Origin of the sequence: Thalassotalea loyana, from assembly GCF_030161435.1 — a bacterium.
Lineage (GTDB): Bacteria > Pseudomonadota > Gammaproteobacteria > Enterobacterales > Alteromonadaceae > Thalassotalea_G > Thalassotalea_G loyana.
This window is the reverse complement of record NZ_BSSV01000009.1, coordinates 109,216-134,358: the sequence shown is the minus strand read 5'-3', so window position 1 is coordinate 134,358 and position 25,143 is coordinate 109,216. Positions and strand designations below refer to the sequence as shown.

Genomic DNA, 25,143 nt, shown 5'->3' with positions numbered 1-25,143 from the left:
GATAGAATTTTCTCGATGTTACAAATGAGGTAAATGTTGATATAGTGTTAACAAAGAGGTGGGAATTAAAAATAACATAAGGATTTATTTATGCGAATGTCATCAATTTTCTCAGGTATAGCGACAGTGTTTGCACTGATCATCCTGTTTAGTAGCTGGTATGTTATCGACACGGGTCATGTTGCGGTTAAAAAGACACTGGGTACTGTCGAGCTTGAAGAGGTGCCTGCGGGCCTTAACTGGAAGTTACCAATCTTAACAAAAGCCTATGAGTTTTCTGCAAAAGAAATTGCGATCGACTTCAACGATTTAAGACCAAAAGCAAGAGATAACTTACGTTTACAAGATTTAGATATCAGTATTTATTACCGCGTTGATGCCTCCAAAATAGCTGAAACGATGGTTAAGTATGCTGCTTCTTACGCTGAAGGTGAAGATGCGTTATTACCGGCGTTTGCGATTGTTTTTCGTGAAGGCCGTGACGTGATTTATGAGGAAGTAACAAAGATCGATTCATTAGAGTTACACCGTAACCGTGATGAGTTACGTGAAGGTATAGCGCAAGAACTACAAATAAAATTGGATGATAAAGATCCAGGCGTCTTTACCATTACACGTGTCGCAATTCGAGCATTAAACACGGATCCGACGATAGAAGCTGCGATCCAAAAAGCGGTTCAAGCCCAGAAAACACTTGAAGCGAAAAAAGTGGAAGTTGAAATCGCGGCGAAAGATGCAGAAATTGAAATTGCCCGCGCGCGAGGTATTGCCGAAGCAAACGCGATTATTAACTCATCCTTAACACCGGAGTACTTGCAACATGAGCTTAATGAAGCGTTAAAAATGTTTGCCAGTAATGACGGTGGTGTTGTTGTCATTCCAGCTCAAATGCAGAATATGAGTATGATCATGGATATGAAACAGGTGAAAGGTAAATAAAGCGGTATTTGACAGTTAGGGTATTGAGGCAGTATTGAGTTACTGCTTCATTACTTGTAGCTTTGGCCATGTCTTAAGCCAATTCTTCGTTTGGATTCTGTGATTGAAAATCGCAATATCTCGATTTGGGTTGGGGGTGAGGTGCAAAGCAAATAGTGATTCAATGCCAAATGCAGAAATTAATTCCAACTCATTATCGTTTTTCAATCTAACAGCTATCGCAGTCTCTTGTTCAATCCATTGGCTTATCGCTTCAAGCGTGGTTTGATAAGGCGCATGGTTATTACGCTGATGCATATATGCCTGATTTCTGACCTGCCAATTTAATGCTGGTATCACACGCTTAAGTTGAGATTCATAGGTTGCATAGCAATCGATATCTACTTCACTTTTATCAAAGTAAACGACATCAATATCGTTGAGTTCCGTTGGCTCTTGTTTGCCATGTAGGTTATCCCAAACAAGGTTCCTGATAAATCCAGCACCTATATAGCATTGTGGTAAGGACAGGTCTCTAACTGCTTCTAATGCCTTCATGCGCAGTTTATCTTGACGTAATAGGTGAAAAATTCGTTCCATTATTTCTGTTTAAAACGTTAGCTACTTGGGCCAGTTTAATCAATTCGATCAAGTCTGAACAGGAGGTGGTGTGTATTTGATTTTAGTGTGTACTTGCTGGCTGAATTCCATTTAGCAGAGCTAAAAACAAGAAACCCGCAACATGTGCGGGTTTCTAGTAAAGCTTATTAACTTAAAAAGCTAATTACTTCTTCTCGTTACGCTCTTTAACTTCGGCGATAACTTGGTCAGCTACGTTTTGTGGAGCTGCCTTGAGGTATGTGTTGGCTGAATTCCATTTAGCGAAGCTAAAAACAAGAAACCCGCAACAAGTGCGGGTTTCTAATAAAGCTTATTAACTAAAAAAGCTAATTACTTCTTCTCGTTACGCTCTTTAACTTCAGCGATAACTTGGTCAGCTACGTTTTGTGGAGCTGCAGCGTAGTGGCTGAATTCCATAGAGAATTGACCACGACCTGAAGTGATTGTACGTAAGTGACCGATGTAACCAAACATTTCTGAAAGTGGTACGTCAGCCTTGATGCGAACACCAGTGTTACCAGCTTCTTGGTCTTTGATCATACCACGACGACGGTTAAGGTCACCGATTACGTCACCAACGTGATCTTCTGGAGTGAACACGTCAACTTTCATCATTGGCTCAAGAAGTTGTGCACCTGCTTTCGGCATTGATTGACGGAATGCGCCTTTCGCTGCGATTTCGAATGCTACTGCTGATGAGTCAACTGCGTGGAAACCACCGTCGAATAATTCAACTTCAACGTCTAATACAGGGAAGCCAGCAACTGGACCTTCTTCCATCATACCAGCGAAACCTTTCTCGATTGCTGGGAAGAATTCTTTAGGAACGTTACCACCAACAACTGTTGAAGAGAACTTGAAGCCTGAGTTTGGCTCACCTGGCTTGATGCGGTAGTCGATCTTACCGAACTGACCAGAACCACCAGATTGTTTCTTATGCGTGTAAGAATCTTCAATCTCTTGAGTGATTGTTTCACGGTATGCTACTTGTGGCTTACCAACAACTAAGTCAACACCGTAAGTACGCTTAAGGATGTCTACTTTGATGTCTAAGTGAAGTTCACCCATACCTTTAAGGATTGTTTCACCTGAATCTTCGTCAGTTTCAACTTGGAACGTTGGATCTTCTGCAACCATCTTACCGATAGCGATACCCATCTTCTCAGCACCACCTTTCTCTTTAGGAGAAACAGCGATTGAGATTACAGGCTCAGGGAATACCATTGCTTCAAGTGTACAAGGTTGTTTAACATCACATAAAGTGTGACCCGTTTGAACGTTCTTCATACCAACGATAGCTAGGATATCACCCGCTTGCGCTTCTGAAAGTTCAGTACGGTCTTCTGCTTGCATCTCAACCATACGGCCAACACGCTCAGTTTTACCTGTGAATGAGTTAAGGATAGTGTCACCTTTCTTGATACGACCTGAGTAGATACGTACGAAAGTAAGAGCACCGAAACGGTCATCCATAATCTTGAATGCTAATGCACGGAACGGCTCTTCTGGATCAACTAATGCGAAATCACCAGTTGGTTCACCTTCTTCGTCAGTTAACGGTTGAGGTGGAACTTCAGTTGGAGACGGTAAGTAGTCAACAACAGCGTCTAGTAATAACTGCATACCTTTGTTCTTGAACGCAGAACCACAGTATGTAGGGAAGAATAATAATTCGTTAGTACCTTTACGGATACACGCTTTAATTTGCTCTTCAGTTGGCTCTAATTCGCCTTCTAAGTATTCCATTAGTAAATCTTCGTCTGCTTCTAAAGCAGTCTCGATTAACATTTCACGGTACTCAGCAGCTTGGTCAACCATGTCAGCTGGAATGTCTTGAACTTCGTAGTTTTCAGGTTGGCCTGAATCATCCCAAACGTATGCTTTTTGAGATAATACGTCTACAACACCAACGAAGTTATCTTCTTCACCAATTGGTAAAGTCATAACAAGTGGGTTAGCACCTAGTACTTTTTGTACTTGGTCTTTAACGCGGAAGAAGTTAGCACCTAAACGGTCTAATTTGTTAACGAAAATTAAGCGAGCTACTTTAGATTCGTTAGCGTAACGCCAGTTAGTTTCTGATTGAGGCTCAACACCACCAGAACCACAGAATACACCAATACCGCCGTCAAGTACTTTTAATGAACGGTATACTTCTACTGTAAAGTCAACGTGACCAGGAGTGTCGATTACGTTAAAACGGTGCTTTTTCCATTCACAAGTAACAGCAGCAGACTGGATAGTAATACCACGCTCAGCTTCCTGTTCCATGAAGTCAGTTGTTGACTCACCGTCATGTACTTCACCAATTTTATGGATCATACCTGTAAGTTTCAAAATACGCTCTGTTGTCGTGGTCTTACCCGCATCAACGTGAGCGAAAATACCGATATTTCTGTATTTTGATAAATCTGCCATTTTTATGCTCTATTGGGTTATTGATTAAAAACCGCGCGAGTATATCAGAACTAACATAAAACCTATATAAGAAAATTGAAATAGTTGTATTTTTTAACGTGAAATTCATTTTTCTGCTAAAAAAGCCAACAAATGATCTAAAACAAACTAAATCTTTATTCGATGTTTCATCTATCTGTCAACTCTCTGTCAAGAATCTGTCAACTCGCCTGATTATTTTAGCTCATATTCAGTGAAACTGAAGCACCCCAGTTATCCAATATCATTTAACATAACAATGCGGGCAAAAAAATGGCGAAGTCATACTATAAAACTGTTTGGTTATCTGACATACACCTCGGTTCAAAGGATTGTAAGGCCGAATACCTATTAAGCTTCCTAAAACATGCAGAAATAGAAACGCTTTATTTGGTGGGAGATATTGTAGATATGTGGGCAATGAGCAAGTCGTTTCGTTGGCCGCAATCTCATAATGACGTATTACACCAATTGCTAAAACTATCAAAAGGTAATACTAAGGTCGTTTATTTGCCTGGCAATCATGATGCACCGTTGCAACAGTATGATGGTTTGCAGTTTGGAGAAATTGAAGTCGTAAGAGAAAAACTCCATGTTACGGCAAAGGGGCAAAAATTATTGGTTTTACACGGTGATCAATTCGATGGTGAATTGGCACTTGGCAAAGTCACGGCAACTATTGGTGATTTTGGGTATGACCTATTACTGTTTCTAGATCGTTGTTTCCATAAGTTACGAGGCAAACATTCACCAAAGTATTGGTCGCTGGCTCGTTACATTAAGAGCCATGTTAAAGGTGCAAAAAAAGCAATCGAACGGTATCGTGAAGTATGCTGCAACGCAGCGCGCGAGCAAGGATATGATGGCGTAGTCTGTGGTCATATCCACCATCCAGAAATTTCTACTTTTGAAAATACCTTATATTTTAACGACGGCGATTGGGTAGAAAGTTGTTCCGCGTTAGTTGAAGACAGGCATGGTGAAATTAAACTTGTCTTTTGGCCATTCGCCGATATCCACTCCCAGCCACCCGTTATAGGTGAGCTTATTAATAACAAAAATAAAGTCGCATAATGGCAACGCTCAGGGTGTAAAGACTATGTTTACTGTAAATGAAATCATCGAAAAGCATCTACCTCAAGTCAGCGGGAATTCTTGGTTAAATAAACCGACATGTGCATTACTTAGGTACTTACTGCATGAGCGAGAGATTAATGAGTTTGGCGAACGATACCCTTTTGTTCAAGGGTTAGACTTTGTTGAGCAAGTATTAGAGTTCTTTAATGTCTCTTATTCTGTGCGAGATAATGAAAAAGAGAATATCCCCGTTCCTGGTAGAGTCGTTATTATAGCGAACCATCCCATAGGCTCACTAGACGGCTTAGCATTAATCAAACTTGTAAGTGAAGTCAGACAAGATCTTAAAGTTGTCGCTAATGACATGTTAATGGCGATTAAGCCACTTCAAGAAGTGTTACTACCGGTCAATAACATGCAAGGTGCTACGCCAAAGGAAAACTTAAAGAATATTGACACGCATTTAGCCAATGAAGGTGCTGTGTTGATTTTCCCTGCTGGTGAGGTTTCACGTCTTCGTCCTTCTGGTGTGAAAGACACCTACTGGCATTCTGGTTTTTTACGTATGGCTCGCAAGTCGAAAGCGCCAATACTGCCGATATTTATTGATGCGAAAAACTCTCCGCTTTTTTATGGTGTTTCCATGGTTTACAAACCTTTGGCAACGTTACTACTGGTAAAAGAGATGTTCAAACAGCGGAAAAATCATTTTCCAATTCGAGTCGGTCAATTGATTCCATACCAATCATACGCGGGCTCTAAGGTCGATATTAATCAGCTGACAAAGCTATTTAAAAAACACCTATATCGAATTAACACCAAAAAACCTGAAATTTTTGCAAGCCAAAAGGCGATAGCGCTTCCTGAAAGTCGGCAGGCGTTGAAAAAAGCGATTACGAATGACTGTGAGTTGCTAGGTGAAACGGCTGACGGCAAGATGATTTATCTATATGAGTATCGAGCAAGCTCACCGATTATGCGAGAAATAGGCCGCCTAAGAGAGGTTTCTTTTCGTGCCGTGGGTGAGGGGAGTTATAACCGTCGTGATGTTGACCAATATGACAAAGCGTATTTTCATCTTATTCTGTGGGATCAGGATGATTTAGAGATAGCTGGAGCTTATCGGTTTGGCGACGCGAGTAAATTGGCGCAATCTAATATGCTGTACTCGTCAACCTTGTTCGACTATCAAACAGAGATGACTCCATATTTTGAACAGGGGCTAGAATTGGGACGTAGTTTTGTTCAGCCAAAGTATTGGGGAAAGAGAAGTCTTGATTACCTTTGGTTTGGTATTGGCGCTTTCTTGAAGGCACGACCTCAATTTCGTTACTTATTTGGACCCGTTAGTATTAGTGATACTTTCCCTCCAGTGGCCAAAGACTTGATGGTAGAGTTTTATCAAGCACATTTCTCAACATTGCAACCACTCGCTGTTGGTAAGTTACCCTTCCAATATAGTGATGATAAACGTTTTGGGTTTGCGGGCAATGATTACAAAACCGAATTTGCTGAATTGAAAAGTATGCTAGGAAACATGAATATCGGTGTTCCGACATTATATAAGCAATATGCAGAACTGTGTGAACCAGGTGGAGTCAAGTTTCTAAGCTTTAATGTCGACCCTGATTTTAATGATTGTGTAGATGGCTTAGTTCTTGTTGATATCAATACACTCAAAGAGAAAAAACGTCATCGGTATTTAGGTAAGCAGGATGATTAAGTTCTTAATATACCTCGTCGCTACCTTTGGCAATCAAATTGGTGATTGCCGGTTATGCTTGTTTGGATAACCTAAGCAATAAATCAAAATATATTGCTTCAAGCGATATTAAATCATCAATATTGATTGATTCATTAACCTGGTGAATTGTCGAATTAGGCACGCCTAGTTCAATAACTTGGGTTTTGCTATCGGCAATAAAACGACCATCTGACGTTCCTCCTGAAGTCGACAGGGTCGGGAAAATTCCGGTTACGTTGCAAACAGCTTGTTTAGCTAAATCAATTAAACAAATATCATCGCGAGGGTGCGTTAGATAAGGTAAGCAGGGCCTTGAAAAAGTAACCTGAGCTGACTTATCAATTTGGCTAACTGTCTTTGAGATTATTGACTGCAATGATTCTTGCGAATAAGAGGCACTGTAACGAATATTAAAATTAACACAGCTTTGGCCAGGAATTATGTTGTCGGTAAACTCGCCAGAATCAATATGTGTTATCTGTAAACTTGTGCCAGGAAAATCATGACAACCCATATCCCACTCTAGTGAAACTAAAGATTGAATGACCTTGTTTGCAATGTGCAGTGCATTTTGTGCGTATTGAGGGTAGGCGACATGTCCTTGTTTGCCTTTAATCGATATCTCACATGATAATGAGCCACGACGTCCTACTTTAATGGTATCACCTGTGCGCTTGGTGGCGGTGGGCTCCCCTACAATACAGTAATCTAGTAGAACGCCATTCACGTCAAGGTAGTCTTTTAGTAATTTAGTGCCATACTCAGCTTCTCCTTCTTCGTCGCTGGTGATTAACCAAATAAGTCGGTGCTTGATTGATTGGCTGCCAAGCAGTCGCTTTGTTGCGCTGAGCATCGCGGCAATACCCGTTTTCATATCAGCGGCACCACGCCCCGTTATGGTCGAGTGGTTAATTGTTGCGATGAACGGATCGCTTTTCCATCGAGACAGATCGCCAGGCGGAACGACGTCTGTGTGCCCAGCAAAAGCGACTGCCTTTCCCTGTGTACCATATGTCGCAATAAAATTTTTGACGCCACAACGATTAATTTCAGTGCATTCAAAGCCAAGCTGTTCGAGCTGTGCAATGAGCCAGGAATGACAACCTCCATCATCTGGCGTGATGGATTTTCTATTTATTAATGCCTTGGCGTATCCAAGTAGCTGCTCTCTTGGGGCGGGAGGCTTTTCAACGACCGATGAAGAGCATGGGGTTAATAACGGTTTGAGTGCTACATTCACAATCTATTTTACTCACCATTCGTATATCTATTGCACCATAGATTGTTTCAATGAACTATTTACGACAATTTAAAGTAATTTTGATGACAGCAAACAAGCTCCAAAATATCGTTATATGAATAGCTAGGTATCGCTTTATAATAGTCGTAGTCATCATTTATCGTTCCACCACATAGAAATGGGATCTGAACATTAAGGCAACAATGGATATTAAGCAGTCGCTAAAACAGCACTTTGGCTTCGATGAGTTTCGTCATGGACAACAACAAACGATTGAACAGCTGTTGTCAGGACAGTCATCTCTCGCGATATTTCCAACAGGTTCAGGAAAGTCCTTGTGTTACCAATTAACGGCTCTTCACTTACCGAACCTTACGTTGGTAGTTTCGCCATTATTAGCGTTAATGAAAGATCAGCTGGAATTCTTAACTGCCCATTCAATTCCAGCTGCAAGCATCGATTCAACGCTAAGCTATCAAGAACACCAAGCAATAGTTCAGCGGCTAAGAGCTGGCGAAATAAAAATATTGATGGTGTCAGTTGAAAGATTTAAGAATGAGCGTTTTAGACATTTAATCAGTAGCCTACCTATTTCAATGCTAGTGGTTGATGAAGCACACTGTATTTCGGAGTGGGGACACAACTTTAGACCTGACTATCTTAAGCTTCCACAGTATGCACAGGAGCTTTCTATACCGCTAACGTTATTATTAACGGCTACTGCAACCAGACAAGTTAAGTATGATATGGCTCAGCGTTTCCATATAAAGGCAGAGCATATTGTCCAAACTGGGTTTTATCGCCCTAATCTTCATTTATCCGTAATCGCTTGTAACGAGTTAAACAAAACGAATGAGCTAGTGAAACAGGTTTCGGCGCAGCGAGGAAATGGCATCGTTTACGTGACGTTGCAACATACTGCGGAAGAGGTCGCTGCGAACCTAAAGCAAAAGGGAATTAATGCTTGCGCCTACCATGCTGGTTTGGCTAATGAATTGCGTAGCCAAATACAACACGACTTTATGTCTGGCGCAATCGACGTCGTTGTAGCAACCATTGCGTTCGGTATGGGGGTAGATAAACGTGATATTCGCTTTGTTATTCATTATGACTTACCCAAATCGATTGAAAACTATAGTCAAGAAATTGGTCGAGCAGGGCGTGATGGAGAAATTAGTCATTGTATTACGTTAGCGAATCTAGATGGTTTGACTGTATTAGAGAACTTTGTGTATGGCGATACACCGGAAAAAGACAGCATCGCTTTGGTCATTGATACTATAAAACAAGAGCAAGTTGGCACTCACTGGGAGGTTCAGCTATATCAACTCTCAACGCTAAGTAATATAAAACAGTTGCCATTGAAAACTTTATTAGTGCAGCTAGAGCTTGGTGGTGTTTTACAGCCTAAGTTTAGCTATTTTGCCGAAGTGAAATTCAAGTTTGTTAGCAGCGCCTCCGAGATCATTGCGCTGTTTGACGGGGAAAGAAGGCGGTTTATTGAGACCATTTTCAAATACTCACCAGGAAAGAAAGTTTGGTACCAGCCAGATTTTGAAGCGATAAGCGGACACAGTAGTAGTGACCGCAAGCGCATCATGACGGCACTAGAATACCTGAGTGATAAGGAACTTATCGAAATAGAAACTAAACAGGTCATGGATGTATATCGTGTAAATCATGAAAAGCTCAATGACATATACCTCGCTGATTCGCTTTCTCAGTATTTTGAACAAATTGAGGAGAAAGAAATTAGTCGTATTGGCCGCTTAATTAACTTCTTTAATGATGACAACTGTTTAACCTGGCAGTTAGCAAACTATTTTGATGATAGTAACGCCCCTCACAAATGTGGTCATTGCAGTGTATGTTTGGGGCAAGTTGTCAAACTTACACGATCAAAAGCTATTCATTGGCCATCGGATGACGAGATTCAATCCGCAATAGCATCACTGAAAGCTAAAGTTGAGCCTAAGATAAATCACCCTATTACAACGACTAGTATTAGTCGATTTTTGGCAGGCATGACAGTGCCTGTTTTTACGCGCCATAAGGTTAAGTCGCTCAACGGTTTTGGACTTTGCCAACAAATACCCTATCAAGCAATAAAACAAAAAGTCGAAGAGCTCCTTTTCACTGACGAATGATAGCGGTTAACCTCTCTTTAAAACTAAAATAATTGTTGCACTTTTAGTCGACTTTAGTATAATGCGCCTCCACGTTTGGCTTTGCCTGCGTGATTAATTAGTAAACATCAGGCGTTAAGCCTTGATTTGTTTACCTACAGCAACCTCGATTGGAGGTTGAATGTTTATAGTCGGTACTCCCCCCTTTTATATAAAAAGAAAGGTGATGGGCAGTACTTTGTTCGTTCTTTAAATTGGGGATTTGTCTTCATGTCAAATCAAAGAATTCGCATTCGTTTGAAAGCGTTCGATCATCGTTTGATTGATCAATCTACAGCAGAAATCGTTGACACTGCTAAGCGTACTGGTGCTCAGGTTCGTGGTCCTATCCCACTTCCTACTCGCAAAGAGCGTTTTACAGTATTGATTTCTCCACACGTTAACAAAGATGCGCGTGACCAGTACGAAATTCGTACTCACAAGCGTTTAATTGATATCGTTGAACCTACTGACAAGACTGTTGACGCGTTAATGCGTTTAGACTTAGCAGCTGGTGTTGACGTTCAAATTAGCTTGGGTTAATAGGGGGTTTTAACATGACTATCGGTCTAGTTGGACGTAAAGTTGGTATGACTCGTGTCTTCTCTGAAGATGGCGTTTCTACTCCTGTTACAGTCCTAGAAGTTGAAGCGAACCGCGTTGCTCAGGTTAAAACTGTAGACAACGATGGTTACTCAGCGATTCAAGTTACTACTGGTGCTAAAAAAGCTAACCGTGTAAACAAGCCAGCAGCTGGTCACTTTGCGAAAGCAGGTATCGAAGCAGGTCGTGGTTTATGGGAATTCCGTTTAGCGGAAGGTGAAGGCGCTGAATTAGCAACTGGCAGTGAAATCACTGTTGAGTTATTCAACGAAACAAAATTAGTAGACGTAACCGGCACTTCAAAAGGTAAAGGTTTCCAAGGCGGTATCAAGCGTTGGAACTTCCGTATGCAAGATGCAACTCACGGTAACTCTATTTCTCACCGTTCAAACGGTTCAATCGGTCAGTGTCAAACACCAGGCCGTGTATTCAAAGGCAAAAAAATGTCTGGTCACATGGGTGCTGAGAAAGTTACTACTCAAAACCTTGAATTAGTTCGCGTAGATGCTGAACGTAACTTGCTTCTTATCAAAGGTGCAGTTCCGGGTCACGTTAACGCTGACGTAATCATCAAGCCAGCTGTTAAAGCTTAACGTCTGAGGAGAATTTTGATGGAATTAGCATTAAAAGACGCGTCAGGCGCTGTTGAAGTTTCAGAAGCAACGTTCGGTCGTGAATTCAACGAAGCTTTAGTACACCAAGTAGTAGTTGCATACGCAGCTGGTGCTCGTCAAGGTACTGTAAAGCAAAAGAACCGTTCTGAAGTTAGCGGCGGTGGTAAAAAGCCATGGCGTCAAAAAGGTACTGGCCGTGCTCGTGCTGGTACAACTCGTGGTCCAATCTGGCGTACAGGTGGCGTAACATTCGCTGCTCGTCCACAAGATCACAGCCAAAAAGTTAACCGTAAAATGTACCGTGGTGCGATCAAAAGCATCCTTTCTGAATTAGTTCGTCAAGAACGTTTAGTTGTGGTTAACGATTTTGCAGTTGAAACACCAAAAACTAAAGAATTAGTTGCTAAGTTAAAAGGCTTAGAATTAAAAGATGTGTTAATCGTAACGAAAGAAGTTGATGAGAACTTATTCTTATCTGCTCGCAACTTATACAAAGTTGACGTTCGTGACGTTCAAGCGATTGACCCTGTTTCTTTAGTAGGTTTCGAAAAAGTATTGATGACTGCTGACGCAGTTAAGCAAGTTGAGGAGATGTTCGCATGATAAACGAAGAACGTTTGTTAAAGGTGTTATTAGCACCAAACATTTCTGAGAAAGCAACTGTAGCTGCTGAAGCTAACAACACTATCGTGTTTAAAGTTGCTACTGACGCTACTAAAGCGGAAATCAAAGCTGCTGTTGAGAAACTTTTCGAAGTTTCTGTTGAAGGTGTTCGTACACTTAACGTTAAGGGTAAAACTAAACGTACTGGTGCTCGTTTCGGTCGTCGTTCTGACTGGAAAAAAGCATACGTTACCCTTGCTGAAGGTAGCGACATCGACTTCGTTGGCGCAGAGTAATAGGAGGAGTTTCAAATGGCTATTGTAAAATGTAAACCTACTTCTCCGGGTCGTCGCCACGTTGTTAAAGTGGTTAACTCGGATTTATACAAAGGTAAGCCTTACGCTCCACTATTAGAGAAAAACTCTAAGTCTGGTGGTCGTAACAACAACGGTCGTATCACAGTTCGTCACATCGGCGGTGGTCACAAGCATCACTACCGTGTAATCGACTTCAAACGCAACAAAGACGGTATCCCGGCTAAAGTTGAGCGTTTAGAATACGATCCGAACCGTAGTGCTAACATCGCGTTAGTATTATACGCAGACGGTGAACGTCGTTACATCTTAGCTCCAAAGGGCTTAAAAGCTGGTGATTCAATCCAGTCTGGTGTAGACGCGCCGATCAAAACAGGTAACACATTACCTTTACGTAACACTCCATTAGGTAGTGTTATTCACGCAATCGAATTGAAGCCTGGTAAAGGTGCTCAAATCGCGCGTGCTGCTGGTACTTATGCACAATTAGTTGCTAAAGACGGCGCTTACGTTACTTTACGTCTTCGTTCAGGCGAGATGCGTAAAGTTGAAGCGGAATGTCGTGCAACTTTAGGTGAAATCGGTAACGCAGAACATATGTTACGTTCTCTTGGTAAAGCTGGTGCTTCGCGCTGGCGTGGTGTTCGTCCTACCGTACGTGGTGTGGCGATGAACCCAGTTGATCACCCGCACGGTGGTGGTGAAGGTCGTACTTCAGGTGGTCGTCACCCAGTATCACCTTGGGGTGTACCTACTAAGGGTTACAAGACTCGTAAGAACAAGCGTACTGATAAGTTCATCGTACGTCGTCGTACTAAGTAATAGTACTAGTTAATTTTAAAGAGGAAATACCATGCCACGTTCTCTCAAGAAAGGTCCTTTTATTGACCTACACTTGTTGACGAAGGTAGAGAAAGCTTTGGAAAGCGGGAACAAGAAACCTATTAAAACTTGGTCTCGTCGCTCAATGATCATTCCTAACATGATCGGATTGACCATCGCTGTCCATAATGGCCGTCAACACGTACCTGTATTTGTAACTGATGAAATGATCGGTCACAAATTAGGTGAATTTGCACCAACTCGTACTTATCGCGGCCACGTCGCTGATAAGAAAGCGAAACGATAAGGGGAAATGTAATGGAAGCTATTGCTAAACATAAATTTGCCCGTGGTTCTGCTCAAAAAGCACGTTTAGTTGTAGACCAAATCCGTGGTTTACACGTTGAGAAAGCTTTAGAAATCTTAGAATACAGCAACAAATCAGCTGCTGTTTTAGTTAAGAAAGTTCTAAACTCAGCAATTGCTAACGCAGAGCACAACGAAGGTGCAGACATCGATGAATTATTCGTTAAAACTATTATGGTTGACGATGGTCCAACGATGAAACGTATTAAGCCTCGTGCGAAAGGTCGCGCGGATCGTATCCTTAAGCGTACAAGTCACATCACTGTGATTGTAGCTGATAGCTAGGAGTATATTAGTATGGGTCAAAAAGTACATCCTACCGGTATTCGCCTAGGTATCACAAAGCCTTACGCGTCTACATGGTTCGCAAGCACTAAAGATTTTGCTGCAAATATTCACGGTGACCACTTGGTTCGTGCATACTTGTCTGAGCAATTGAAGCGTGCTTCATTATCAAAAATCGTAATTGAGCGTCCAGCTAAATCTATCCGTGTAACTATTCACACAGCTCGTCCTGGTGTTGTTATCGGTAAGAAAGGTGAAGACGTAGAAAAGTTACGTTTACAAGTATCTAAAATCGCTGGTGTACCTGCGCAAATCAACATTGCTGAAGTACGTAAGCCAGAGATGGATGCACAATTAGTAGCTGACAGCATCGCGAGCCAGTTAGAGCGTCGTGTTATGTTCCGTCGTGCTATGAAGCGTGCTGTACAAAACGCAATGCGTTTAGGTGCTAAAGGTATTAAAGTTGAAGTTAGCGGTCGTTTAGGCGGCGCTGATATCGCTCGTTCTGAGTGGTACCGTGAAGGTCGTGTACCATTACACACTTTACGTGCTGACATCGATTACGCTACTGCGCGTGGTGAAACTACTTACGGTACTATCGGTATCAAAGTATGGATCTTCAAAGGTGAAGTTATTGGTAACATGCCATTAGAGGCAGAAAAACCAGCTGCTAAGCCTAAGAAGCGCAACAACCGCAAGAGCAAGTAGGAGTTAAGTAATGTTACAACCAAAACGTACTAAATTCCGTAAGCAAATGAAACTGCGTAACCGTGGTCTTGCACACACAGGTAGCACAGTTAGCTTCGGTACTTACGGTTTAAAATCTGTTGAGCGTGGTCGTATGACAGCTCGTCAAATTGAAGCCGCTCGTCGTGCGATGACTCGTCACGTTAAGCGTCAAGGTAAAATCTGGATTCGCGTATTCCCTGATAAGCCGATTACTAAGAAGCCTCTAGAGGTTCGTATGGGTAAAGGTAAAGGTGGCGTGGAATATTGGGTTTGTCAAATCCTACCAGGTCGTGTTCTTTATGAAATGGAAGGTGTTCCAGAAGCTTTAGCTCGTGAAGCATTTGCTTTAGCAGCAGCTAAACTTCCGTTCAAAACAACCTTCGTAACTAGAACGGTGATGTAATGAAAGCTAACGAACTTAGAGAAAAAAGCGTAGAAGAGCTTAATGCTGAATTATTAGGCTTATTACGTGAGCAGTTTAACTACCGCATGCAAGCAAGCACAGGTCAGTTAGCACAAACTCACTTATTAAGACAAGTTCGCCGCAACATTGCGCGCGTTAAAACTATCTTAACTGAAAAGGCAGGTAAGTAATGACTGATAAAATTCGTACATTACAAGGTCGCGTAGTTAGCGACAAGATGGATAAGTCTATCACTGTCCTAATTGAGCGTCGTGTTAAGCACCCTATCTACGGTAAATTCATGATCCGTTCAACTAAGTTGAAAGCTCATGATGAAACTAACCAGTGTGCTGCTGGTGACGTAGTGACTATCCGCGAATGTGCACCAATTTCTAAGAGCAAATCTTGGACTTTAGTAGACATCGTTGAAAAAGCTTAATCTCTTTTAATAGAGATATATTAAAAAACCCGACCTTGTGTCGGGTTTTTTATTGCCTAAAGTATCGTAATTACCGAATGTGCAGCTCAACCTGAGGCTTCTAAGAGCAGATGTAGGTCTTAGTAGACATCGTTGACAAAGCTTAATCTCTTTTATTGCCTAACGTATTGTCATTAACGAATGTGCAGCTCAAACAATGAATCTTGCTTAACGTATCTTGTTACATTTTTCGAACTTCAAAATAACTTATCTAGCGATATACTCAATGAACTAAATGAGGATAAGACATGTTTAAAAAACTACTCGCCAGTGTAGGAATTGGCAAAGCAAAAGTTGATGCAATTTTATTACAAGAACAATTACAAGCAGGCCAACCATTTGATGTGGAAATACAGATCAAGGGTGGTGATGTCGAGCAAGAATTGAATGGATTAGAATTAGCTGTGATGGCTGAAGTAAAAGCTGAAGCAGATGTTGGCGATAGTGAGGTGAAATACAATAAGAGCGTTGTCCTTCAAAGCTGGCATCAGTCATTAAACTTAGTCATACAGCCAGGTGAAGAAATCACGCATCAGTTTACTTTAGAGCTTCACCCTGAAGTACCCGCAACCTCATTGTTTGGTCAGCAAATCTCTAAAGTATGGTTACAAACTGGACTAGATATCAAAAATGGCATCGATGGAAGTGATAAAGATCCTTTGATTATATTGCCTTCTCCAACACAATTGGCAGTGCTCGAATGCATAGAACAAAGTGGCTATTCGCTTTATAAAATCGATATAGAGCAAGGTGGTATTCGCGGTGGTGGGTTCTCGTCACATTTACCTTGTTATCAAGAGTATGAATTCAAACCAAATTCACGTTCTTTTTTCAGTGCTAAAGAGATAGAGATTACCTTTGTCGATAACGGTGCGGAGACCGGCGTGCTTATCGAAATAGATCGTGCGTTCCTTGGGGATGGCTATCGCAGTACGCTAATTCCAAATCATTGCACTGATGTCGCAAGTGTTAGACCTTATGTTGAACAAGTCTTGGGCTAGCCTTTAAAAACCTTAATAGATATCAAAAATAAACGGGGCGTTCGCCCCGTTTTTTATTTTGCTGTTTCGGCTTTTTGCCATTCTTCAAGTGCATGTTCAAATTGGCTATGTGCTTTTGACACATAGGTTAACACCTCATCGACATATCCATCGGTTGAGGCCGACCACACACGATTTAAATAACGTTCTCCAGCGGCGAAGCTCGACATAATGTCTGCATAGGCCATTAATCCAAATAAATGCTTCATACTTTCACGGCTATCAGCGAAATTATTTAAGTCGTCCCGAAAGACCTTATCAATTTCAAAGCGCATATCGTAAGTAGGGACTTTATCCTTACGACCGTCAAGGTCACGAAGGTTGGTTAAAATATTTTCTAGGCTTGTTTTTAATATTTCTTTGTCGCTCGCTAATAAGCTGTCATCCTGAGCTGCCGCTTTTTCACTCGACTTTAAAAGAAATACACCAACCACACCTAACACAATAACGGGAATAAAATACATCCAGTTAATCGTTTCTTTATCTAAAGAGGCTAGGTATGCTCCGGCTAAAAAAGAAGCGACCACAATAAATCTTGCTAAATTAATCATAAGTTTGCTCCTTAAGTAGCACTTGCAATTTTAACAACGGCATAACCAACACCAACCAGAGCTTCTCCAACAATTAAGCCCGCTGCAATTGGAATGCCTTTGTTATCAGACCAATGAGTACCCATATTTCGATCGGATACTTCACGCAACAACGTACCTAAGGCGTAAGTTAGTACAATATTGAACGGAAGGTAAAATCCAAGGCCTACAGTAATACCTAATCCACCCATCATGGCTGAAAGTAATCCGCCTAATAGCGCACCTGCCGTATACTTTTCTGTTGGTACATCACCGCCAGTAATACCTTGCACCATAGAGGCCAGTGCTTGACCTTGAGGGGCCGGTAGTTCATCACTACCCAAACCAAATGCGCTGTGGAGTACGTAAATCAAAATGATGATGACGATTGGTCCTAGCCATGCACCGGCAAATTGTCCTAGTTGTTGCATTCTAGGTGTTGCACCGACTAAGTAGCCCGTTTTCATATCTAGCATCAAATCGGTTGCTTGGCTCATTGCGACACACGTAGCAGCACCAACAGTCACAGCAGCCACAATGGCGCCTGTTGTATCCATACCACTGGTTAACATGATCAGAATGGTAACTGCGACTAATGTCATGCCACTGAGTGGCGACCAGTTTGTTCTTCCGATTGCTTCTGACAAAATAATGCCAGACATCCAAATCCATAATGTGCCCAAAAGCCCCATTGCGATACCGCGACCGATACCAACTTGTTCTGCAGATGTCCAAGCCATGATCATAAGCAAAATTGCCGCACCTACGACTGCAAAATATAGAAGCTTAATCGGCATCTCTTCTTTACTCATCGCACTTTCAACTTTAGCGCTATTTTGCATCGACTTTATCGCCGAGCGAATGAGTGGCAGCGCGAAAAGTACACCGATCACTGCACCACCAATCAGCATACCAATACCTGTTGGTCTAAAGAGTGTTAACCGAAGTTCATTGGCATCGGTGATTGGGTTGCCAGCTGCATCAAGCGGTAACATACCGGTGATATCTAACATTGGCGCTAGGAAGAAATAACAAACAAATCCACCAACAATAAATGCAAAACCACCACGACCAGCGATGAAGCCAACCCCTATGGTCATTAATGAGGCATAAAACATTAAGTTTAGATAGGCGTAATCATCAGGGATACTTAGCCAGTCACCTACATGTAAATCATGAATGCCATTAGCTAAGGCAATAACATGCACTACGCCTGAGAACAGCATCGCGCCAACGAGAAGCTTGGCTTTTTCGATTCCTGCACCCGGTGACTTTAAGATCGTCGCTACTGCAACACCACCAGGGTAGGTTAGTCGTTCAAAATCGATCATCTGTTTGCGCAAAGGAATAATGAAAGCTATTCCCAGAAACGCACCTGCGATCGCGCCAAACGTAACGATGTATGGGTTGAGCTCGGTGCCATAACCAAGAATGAAGATGGCCGGAACTGAAAACATTAATCCCGACGAAGCACCGTTAACCGCTGAAGCTACCGTTTGAGTAACATTATTTTCAATAATGGAACGTCTACGCAAAATACCTCGTAAGATACCAAAACCAAGAATGGCTGCTAGCTCTGAGCCTTCAATTGAAAAGCCTAGCTTAAGTGACGCATAGCCAATAGAAATGGCGATGATCACACCTAAAAAATAGCCGACAAAAATAGCGTATTTTGATAATTCAGGGTAGGGGCCGTAGCTAAGTGGCCCTTCGGGGGCTACGTTGAGTTTATCAACGTGATTTTCTGATGTTGTCTCTGACACAAGTATTCCCTTTTATTATTTAGTTATTGGGTTAACACATTGTTAACGATTGATGATATTTACGCAATCCTAGACTAAAAAACTTATCATTTCGGTAAATACTTGTGCGTTTGTACCAAGACCATTTATCAAGATAATAAGTTGAGAAAATCCTGAGCGGCTTTATCTGGATTTTCAGCCTCAGTAATGGCAGTGACCACTGCGATACTTTTGATCCCCGTTGCTAATACGTGTTCAGCACGTTCTACTGAGATTCCGCCAATCGCTGTCACGGGGGTACCCTCTAATAGAGGCAATAATTGCTTTAATGCCGTTAAACCTTGGATCTGGCCTGTCATATTTTTAGTTTTTGTTGGGAATATTGCGCCAATAGCAAGATAAGATGGTTTTAGCTGATGCATTTTTAGCAGTTCATAATGCCCGTGCGTACTAATTCCAAGTCGGAGGCCAGCGTTTTGAATGGCTAATAAGTTTGCATCATCCATATCTTCTTGGCCTAAATGGACGCCATAGGCATCTAATTCAATGGCTAATTGCCAGTAATCATTGATAAAAACCTGAGCGTCATATTGATTACCTAGCGCTACTGCTTTGGTCAACGCTTGTTTAAGTAGATCTCCAGCCAAATGTTTTATTCTTATTTGTACTGTTTTAACGCCCAGCTTTAACAGTCGCTCTACCCAATCAACACTATCTACAACGGGGTACAAGCCAAGTGGTAGATGCGTACAAGCTTCAAAACCTGCACGATATGCGAGTTGATCCTCTTGGTACCAATCTAACTCCATAGCTAAAGGAGAATTATTCAATAGAACTTCGCCAAAATATTCTTTTTCAGATGGAAATTGTGTTCTCGTTAAACTATGAAATGGGTTTTCACGAGATAGCGAGAGACATTTATGTATATAAGCGTTGGTTAGCATAAACGCATCGCGAATATGGTATTCACGCGCGACGAAACTCGCAATAGCAGAGGCAAACGTGCAGCCTGTACCGTGTGATTGCTTCGTGTTTATTTTACGATTTGCTACCCAATAACGTTTGGGCGTTTGAGGAGCTGTTCCGCTTTGTAGCATATCAACACAATAATCATTATGAAGATCAACATGACCTCCTTTTAGAATACAGTGTGATACGCCAAGCTTATTAATTTGAGTGGCAACGGAAGGAAGGCTATCCCAAGATAAGATATATTCCCCTGTAATAGTTTGGCTTTCTTGGGCATTGGGCGTAATGATATCAACTACTGGCAGTAACTTCTCTTTAATACTTGGCAATATGTCTTGCTCTGTTAATGCACTGCCGTTTGATGCAACCGCGACCGGATCATAAATCACCACAGGTTTGTTTTCACCGAGTGAAGTAAGCCACTGGCTAATCATCTCAACCTGAGCGATATTGGCTAATAAGCCTATCTTGATAACTTTGGGTATTTGGATATCACAAATGGATTTTATTTGGCTCGCAATCACCTCCAGTGCGACAGGATTTATGCTATGAACTCCCATCGGGTTTTGTGAAGTCACAGCCGTAATCACACAAACGGGATGACAACCAAGCTGATTGATAGTAGTAACGTCTGCTTGAATCCCTGCACCAGCGGTATTATCTGACCCGCCAATGGCCAAAACTACAGGCATCTTTGAGGTTGAATTCATGTGTATCTCTTTATCAGTTATAACGGTATTGATTTATTCTTGATGCCAAAATGGCATGCCCATTGTTGGTGTACTTGCGATTGCGGTATTTTGTTCCGGCATTCTGCCTGCCAAATAGCTTTCACGACCCGCTTCTACTGCCAGCCGGAAGGCTTTAGCCATTTTTTCAGGTTGCTGCGCTTTTGCGATAGCAGAATTGAGTAGAATGCCATCGAATCCTAGCTCTAATGCTTGGGTTGCATGAGAAGGAAGACCTAGGCCGGCATCGACGATTAACGTCGTGTTGGGCAACCTTTCTCTAATAGTTGTCAGGGCATAAGGATTAAGTATACCTTTTCCTGTTCCTATTGGAGATGCCCATGGCATGACCACTTCACAACCTAAATCAACGAGTCTTTGACAAATGACCAAGTCATCAGTGCAATAGGGGAGAACTTTAAATCCATCTTTTAGTAACGCATCGGTTGCTTCGAGTAAGGCCACAGGATCAGGCTGAAGGTTATACTCATCGCCGATAAGTTCGAGCTTTATCCAGTTGGTTTCAAATATCTCACGTGACATCTTCGCCAGATTAACCGCTTCTTTAACGGAGTGGCAGCCTGCGGTGTTTGGTAGTAGCGTTTTATTGAGGGATTTTATTTGTTGCCAAAAGGACTCACCGCCATTTGATTCTGGAGCTTGGCGTCTTAATGACAGCGTAATTATTTCTGCTCCAGAAGCATCAATTGAATCACGCATCGTCTTCGGTGACGGATAAAGAGCGGTGCCGATCATTAATCGAGAATCAAACTGCTCTCCATATATCGTTAATGTGTTCAACTTATTACCCTCCAAAAACAGGAACAACAATATCTACTCTGTCGCCCGGGTTAATCGGTGTTATCTCATACTCAGGTTTAGGTACAAAATCCCCGTTTACTGCAATAACAAATGGTGCTTGTGGTGTCACCTCTTGGATAAGTAGGGCGATTGATGTCGCATGGACAAGCTGAAGCTCTCCATTTAGGCTAATTTCCATGTGTAGCTCCTGAATTTTGCTTACCTAACATTTGGGTTGCAAATAGTTTTTCTAACTTGGCATCACAACGAATATTGAATTGTTGTTTAGTCCGTTGCGTTAACATATTGATAATTGCTGGAGTGATCATATAACCGTGCCTATATAACCCGTTTATTTGAATGACTTTGCCATGAGATGAAATGCTTGGTTCATTATCACTAAAAGCCGGTCTTAAACTGGATTTAATTGACGTAATCGTTGCCTCGGCAAATCCTTTATGGACACTATACGCTGCCGATAGTAACTCTAATGCCGAACGTACTGTTGTTGGTGACGTTGATTCTGACTCGATTTCTGTTGCACCAATCACATAGTTGTTATTGGTTTTGGGGACGATATAAAGAGGATATCTTGGGTGCATGAGACGGATTGGTCGAGTCAAGTGTACGTCAGGCGCATTAACACGAATAACCTCCCCTCGTACACCTCTCAATAGTTCCTTAGTTTGGCCTTTTGCCCCCATGCCCCGACAATCGATAACTAAGTCATACTCTTCAAGTGAACCATCATCCAAGTCAATGGACTGTTTTTTAAATCTTATGTTTGAGGTTTGTATGTACTTACTAGTTACCTGGTAGAGGATGTCGTTGTCTATATGTCCCTCGCCATTAAGGTACAATGATTGTTGCCAATTCTTTGCAAGCTCTGGCTCTAAGTTTATTAATGAATCAGTCGACAATGATGTGAAGTTTACTTGCTGCTCGGGTTTTACTTGATTGATAAAGTGTGCGATTGCACCTTTATCTGCCGGGTGGGCAAGAACAATGGTACCTGCTTGGTGAAAAACATGTTGCCAATCAAAATGCTTTAACAGCTCAGGCCATAGCTCCAGACTTTGATTACCTAATGCTACAACCTTGTTGCTAGAAATAGCGCTTTCTGCAGTGGGCGCAAGCATGGCCGCTGCAATCAAACCTGTGTGCTGTTCATCATCCAGCGCCAATGGATCAAACAGGGTTACTTGATGGTTTTGATAACATAAGCAGGTGAACCGACCCAAAAGGCCGGCCCCGATAATCGCTATATTAGCCATTAGCTTTTCGCTAACACTTCAGCTTGATGATAAATCTCTGCGCCAGAGGCTTTGAACTTTTCGCTCATTTGTTGCATGCCTTGCTCAGCGCTTTGTGTTGTATCCACCATTCTTATTGTGATTTCATCACCATCCTCAAGGCCTTTGGCATAATCTCGCACCTCTTGAGTAATTTTCATTGAACAGAATTTAGGGCCACACATAGAGCAGAAATGAGCTACTTTACCTGACTCCTGTGGTAGAGTTTCATCATGGTATTCACGTGCGCGGTCTGGATCTAAACCTAAATTAAATTGGTCGTGCCATCTAAATTCAAAACGTGCTTTTGATAACGCGTTGTCTCGAATTTGCGCGCCAGGGTGTCCCTTGGCTAAATCCCCTGCGTGGGCGGCAATCTTATAAGTTATCAAACCTTCCTTCACATCTTCTTTATTCGGTAGACCTAAATGTTCTTTTGGTGTCACGTAACAAAGCATGGCACACCCGTACCAACCAATATTGGCGGCGCCAATACCTGATGTAATATGGTCATAGCCTGGTGCAATATCGGTGGTTAATGGCCCTAAGGTATAAAATGGCGCTTCGTGGCAATGTTTTAATTGTTCGTCCATGTTTTCTTTTACCATATGTAACGGAACATGGCCCGGACCTTCGATCATGACTTGAACATCATGTTCCCATGCAATTTTTGTCAGTTCGCCAAGCGTATGCAGTTCGGCAAATTGAGCTTCATCATTGGCGTCATAGACAGAGCCTGGGCGAAGGCCATCCCCTAGTGAGAATGAAACATCATATTGTTTACAAATTTCACAGATATCTTCAAAGTGGGTATAAAGGAAGTTTTCTTTATGATGAGCTAAGCACCATTTCGCCATGATTGAACCACCACGAGAAACAATACCTGTCAGTCGTTTCGCCGTCATTGGAACGTAGCGTAATAAAACTCCCGCATGAATGGTGAAGTAATCAACCCCTTGTTCGGCTTGCTCAATTAAGGTATCTCTGAAAATCTCCCATGTCAGGTCTTCCGCAATACCATTAACTTTTTCTAATGCCTGGTAAATTGGCACTGTGCCAATCGGTACTGGCGAATTACGGATAATCCATTCTCGGGTTTCATGAATGTAACGCCCGGTTGATAAATCCATCACTGTGTCTGCGCCCCATTTTGTTGACCAAACCAGTTTCTCAACTTCCTCTTCAATTGAAGAGCTGACCGCTGAGTTACCGATATTGGCATTTACCTTAATCAGGAAGTTACGCCCAATAATCATTGGCTCAGCTTCAGGGTGATTAATATTCGCAGGGATGATTGCTCGACCTTCGGCAACCTCTTGACGAACAAATTCTGGTGTAATTTGTTCCGGCATGGCATCACTGCCAACCAATGCCCCGAAGCTCTGTCCTGGGTGCTGCTTCTTCAAAAGGTCAGACTTAACTTCTTCACGACGCTGATTTTCTCGAATAGCAATATACTCCATCTCTGGTGTGATGATGCCTTGGCGAGCATAATGCATTTGTGTGACGTTTTTCCCTTTTTTTGCACGCTTTACCTTAGGTAGGTTTTCGAAACGAATGTGGTCTAGTCCATCATCGGCAAGTCTTTGTTGACTATAACCTGATGTAGCACCAGCCAGTTCTTCCGTGTCATCACGACATTCAACCCAGGCTTGTCTTAGCTTTGGCAGACCTTTGTGAACGTCAATCTTAACGGTCGGGTCGGTATACGGGCCTGATGTGTCGTAAACAACAATAGATTCGTTAGGTTCAAGAATTGGGTTTTCTTCCGTGCCACCTACAAAGGAATCAGCAAGGCTGACTTCTCGCATGCCTACAGTTATTGGATGAAGTTTGCCTTTTAAGTAAATTTTTTCGCTATTTGGAAAGTGTTGCTCAGAAAGATTTTGTAAAAATTCCTGTGCTTGAGCACGGCGCTCTCGACGAGATAATTGCGTCATTATTATGTTACCTTTTGTATGTTTTTTGTACGCCATACCAAGTTAACTAATGGTTTACTTACTCAGCGAGAATTAAAAGGCTTAGAGGCAAGGCGCTGAGTGAAAAGAATGGTTATTCCCTTTTTGAGTTCAGCAACGCAGCTTACAAGCCTTTTAAATTCGCCCTTCGGGAGCTTGTCAGAGGCAAGATTACCGCGGCAGATTTACTCAATGTAGAATAACTATATTGACACAAATCTTTCTTGTTCTCTCACCTCTGACAAAGCTCTGAGATGACTAAAGCATTAATTAAATTGGTATTTTCAAAAGACGGAGTGATGTAGAGAAGGTGCGTCTCTATATAAAGCAGCATCAAAACTGCTTGGCACAAAGATGTGCAATATAGTGAAGTCTTGTTTCCTTCGCAGGTCTTAACCTACAGGTTCTACGGATCCCGCATACGCGATCTCAGCTCAAGGAAAATATTTTTCCTCTTGCACTCCGACAAGTCGTCCCCATTATAACTATCTAGCGAGTGAAATAAATGACCAAATTGCGATTGTCTATTTTTTGTTTATTTGAGTACCAATTTTAAAAAAGTGGTGTTATAATCTCGCGCCCATCAATTCTAGATGGGTATAAAAGGCAGTGAAGGGTCGGCTTTT

At 42.0% G+C, this 25,143-nt stretch carries 26 protein-coding genes and 1 riboswitch; of the genes, 16 read left to right on the top strand and 10 right to left on the bottom strand.

Annotated elements, in window-relative coordinates; translation table 11 throughout:
- Window positions 1-90: 90 nt before the first annotated feature.
- The gene (locus QQK05_RS17470; RefSeq protein WP_284301041.1) at window positions 91-939 is read left to right on the top strand and encodes an SPFH domain-containing protein; all 849 of its coding nucleotides are present in this window, start codon (window positions 91-93) and stop codon (window positions 937-939) included.
- 39 nt (window positions 940-978) lie between these two features.
- Here the strand turns inward: QQK05_RS17470 and QQK05_RS17465 are convergent, their stop codons facing one another.
- Complete coding sequence (locus tag QQK05_RS17465) at window positions 979-1,518, bottom strand: nucleotidyltransferase family protein (RefSeq protein ID WP_284301037.1); 540 nt, start codon at window positions 1,516-1,518, stop codon at window positions 979-981.
- 351 nt (window positions 1,519-1,869) lie between these two features.
- Entirely contained in the window at window positions 1,870-3,957 is a 2,088-nt protein-coding gene (gene fusA, locus QQK05_RS17460; RefSeq protein ID WP_284301035.1) for an elongation factor G, read from the bottom strand.
- Between the two features lie 291 nt (window positions 3,958-4,248).
- On the opposite strand from fusA, the gene QQK05_RS17455 reads away from it, so the two are divergent.
- Together QQK05_RS17455 and QQK05_RS17450 are read left to right on the top strand one after the other, a co-directional pair.
- Window positions 4,249-5,049 (top strand): UDP-2,3-diacylglucosamine diphosphatase, encoded by an 801-nt coding sequence (locus tag QQK05_RS17455; RefSeq protein ID WP_284301033.1) that lies wholly within the window; start codon window positions 4,249-4,251, stop codon window positions 5,047-5,049.
- 25 nt (window positions 5,050-5,074) lie between these two features.
- Window positions 5,075-6,775 (top strand): lysophospholipid acyltransferase family protein, encoded by a 1,701-nt coding sequence (locus QQK05_RS17450; protein WP_284301031.1) that lies wholly within the window; start codon window positions 5,075-5,077, stop codon window positions 6,773-6,775.
- A 52-nt stretch (window positions 6,776-6,827) separates the two neighbouring features.
- On the opposite strand, the gene dapE is transcribed toward QQK05_RS17450, so the two are convergent.
- Complete coding sequence (gene dapE, locus QQK05_RS17445) at window positions 6,828-8,036, bottom strand: succinyl-diaminopimelate desuccinylase (protein ID WP_284301029.1); 1,209 nt, start codon at window positions 8,034-8,036, stop codon at window positions 6,828-6,830.
- Between the two features lie 203 nt (window positions 8,037-8,239).
- Between dapE and QQK05_RS17440 the strand changes: the two genes are divergently transcribed.
- The 13 genes from QQK05_RS17440 (at window position 8,240) to QQK05_RS17380 (ending at window position 16,419) form a co-directional block, all read left to right on the top strand.
- A complete protein-coding gene (locus QQK05_RS17440; RefSeq protein ID WP_284301027.1) occupies window positions 8,240-10,183 on the top strand; it encodes a RecQ family ATP-dependent DNA helicase in 1,944 nt (647 codons plus the stop codon).
- Window positions 10,184-10,432: 249 nt separating this feature from the next.
- On the top strand, window positions 10,433-10,744 hold the full coding sequence (gene rpsJ / locus QQK05_RS17435) for a 30S ribosomal protein S10 (protein ID WP_093332363.1): 312 nt from the start codon (window positions 10,433-10,435) through the stop codon (window positions 10,742-10,744).
- Window positions 10,745-10,758: 14 nt separating this feature from the next.
- The gene (rplC, locus tag QQK05_RS17430; protein ID WP_284301025.1) at window positions 10,759-11,397 is read left to right on the top strand and encodes a 50S ribosomal protein L3; all 639 of its coding nucleotides are present in this window, start codon (window positions 10,759-10,761) and stop codon (window positions 11,395-11,397) included.
- Between the two features lie 18 nt (window positions 11,398-11,415).
- Complete coding sequence (gene rplD, locus QQK05_RS17425; protein WP_284301023.1) at window positions 11,416-12,021, top strand: 50S ribosomal protein L4; 606 nt, start codon at window positions 11,416-11,418, stop codon at window positions 12,019-12,021.
- Window positions 12,018-12,317, top strand: coding sequence for a 50S ribosomal protein L23 (gene rplW, locus QQK05_RS17420; RefSeq protein WP_284208384.1), 300 nt, complete (start codon window positions 12,018-12,020; stop codon window positions 12,315-12,317). The genes rplD and rplW overlap by 4 nt, the downstream gene beginning before the upstream one ends.
- Before the next feature lie 15 nt (window positions 12,318-12,332).
- Window positions 12,333-13,157, top strand: coding sequence for a 50S ribosomal protein L2 (gene rplB, locus QQK05_RS17415; RefSeq protein ID WP_284301022.1), 825 nt, complete (start codon window positions 12,333-12,335; stop codon window positions 13,155-13,157).
- A 31-nt stretch (window positions 13,158-13,188) separates the two neighbouring features.
- Entirely contained in the window at window positions 13,189-13,464 is a 276-nt protein-coding gene (rpsS, locus tag QQK05_RS17410) for a 30S ribosomal protein S19 (RefSeq protein ID WP_076420823.1), read from the top strand.
- An 11-nt stretch (window positions 13,465-13,475) separates the two neighbouring features.
- Window positions 13,476-13,808, top strand: a complete 333-nt coding sequence (gene rplV / locus QQK05_RS17405; RefSeq protein WP_115998805.1) for a 50S ribosomal protein L22 — start codon at window positions 13,476-13,478, stop codon at window positions 13,806-13,808.
- 12 nt (window positions 13,809-13,820) lie between these two features.
- The gene (gene rpsC / locus QQK05_RS17400; RefSeq protein ID WP_284301016.1) at window positions 13,821-14,516 is read left to right on the top strand and encodes a 30S ribosomal protein S3; all 696 of its coding nucleotides are present in this window, start codon (window positions 13,821-13,823) and stop codon (window positions 14,514-14,516) included.
- Window positions 14,517-14,526: 10 nt separating this feature from the next.
- Complete coding sequence (gene rplP, locus QQK05_RS17395; RefSeq protein WP_284301013.1) at window positions 14,527-14,940, top strand: 50S ribosomal protein L16; 414 nt, start codon at window positions 14,527-14,529, stop codon at window positions 14,938-14,940.
- The gene (gene rpmC / locus QQK05_RS17390) at window positions 14,940-15,131 is read left to right on the top strand and encodes a 50S ribosomal protein L29 (RefSeq protein ID WP_193022443.1); all 192 of its coding nucleotides are present in this window, start codon (window positions 14,940-14,942) and stop codon (window positions 15,129-15,131) included. Before rplP ends, rpmC begins: the two co-directional genes overlap by 1 nt.
- The gene (gene rpsQ, locus QQK05_RS17385) at window positions 15,131-15,379 is read left to right on the top strand and encodes a 30S ribosomal protein S17 (RefSeq protein WP_284208391.1); all 249 of its coding nucleotides are present in this window, start codon (window positions 15,131-15,133) and stop codon (window positions 15,377-15,379) included. The genes rpmC and rpsQ overlap by 1 nt, the downstream gene beginning before the upstream one ends.
- Window positions 15,380-15,666: 287 nt before the next feature.
- Entirely contained in the window at window positions 15,667-16,419 is a 753-nt protein-coding gene (locus tag QQK05_RS17380) for a sporulation protein (protein ID WP_284301010.1), read from the top strand.
- Between the two features lie 53 nt (window positions 16,420-16,472).
- Here QQK05_RS17380 and QQK05_RS17375 read toward each other — a convergent pair whose 3' ends face one another.
- From QQK05_RS17375 to thiC, 7 genes are all read right to left on the bottom strand, one after another.
- Entirely contained in the window at window positions 16,473-17,009 is a 537-nt protein-coding gene (locus QQK05_RS17375) for a hypothetical protein (protein WP_284301008.1), read from the bottom strand.
- Between the two features lie 11 nt (window positions 17,010-17,020).
- A complete protein-coding gene (locus tag QQK05_RS17370) occupies window positions 17,021-18,790 on the bottom strand; it encodes an OPT family oligopeptide transporter (protein ID WP_284301006.1) in 1,770 nt (589 codons plus the stop codon).
- A 128-nt stretch (window positions 18,791-18,918) separates the two neighbouring features.
- The gene (gene thiE, locus QQK05_RS17365; RefSeq protein ID WP_284301005.1) at window positions 18,919-20,448 is read right to left on the bottom strand and encodes a thiamine phosphate synthase; all 1,530 of its coding nucleotides are present in this window, start codon (window positions 20,446-20,448) and stop codon (window positions 18,919-18,921) included.
- Window positions 20,449-20,481: 33 nt separating this feature from the next.
- A complete protein-coding gene (locus QQK05_RS17360) occupies window positions 20,482-21,267 on the bottom strand; it encodes a thiazole synthase (RefSeq protein WP_284301003.1) in 786 nt (261 codons plus the stop codon).
- Between the two features lie 4 nt (window positions 21,268-21,271).
- Entirely contained in the window at window positions 21,272-21,466 is a 195-nt protein-coding gene (thiS, locus tag QQK05_RS17355; protein WP_284301001.1) for a sulfur carrier protein ThiS, read from the bottom strand.
- On the bottom strand, window positions 21,456-22,541 hold the full coding sequence (locus tag QQK05_RS17350; protein ID WP_284300999.1) for an FAD-dependent oxidoreductase: 1,086 nt from the start codon (window positions 22,539-22,541) through the stop codon (window positions 21,456-21,458). Before QQK05_RS17350 ends, thiS begins: the two co-directional genes overlap by 11 nt.
- On the bottom strand, window positions 22,541-24,499 hold the full coding sequence (thiC, locus tag QQK05_RS17345) for a phosphomethylpyrimidine synthase ThiC (protein ID WP_284300997.1): 1,959 nt from the start codon (window positions 24,497-24,499) through the stop codon (window positions 22,541-22,543). The genes QQK05_RS17350 and thiC overlap by 1 nt, the downstream gene beginning before the upstream one ends.
- Before the next feature lie 379 nt (window positions 24,500-24,878).
- Window positions 24,879-24,992: riboswitch (TPP riboswitch) on the bottom strand.
- Window positions 24,993-25,143: the final 151 nt, after the last annotated feature.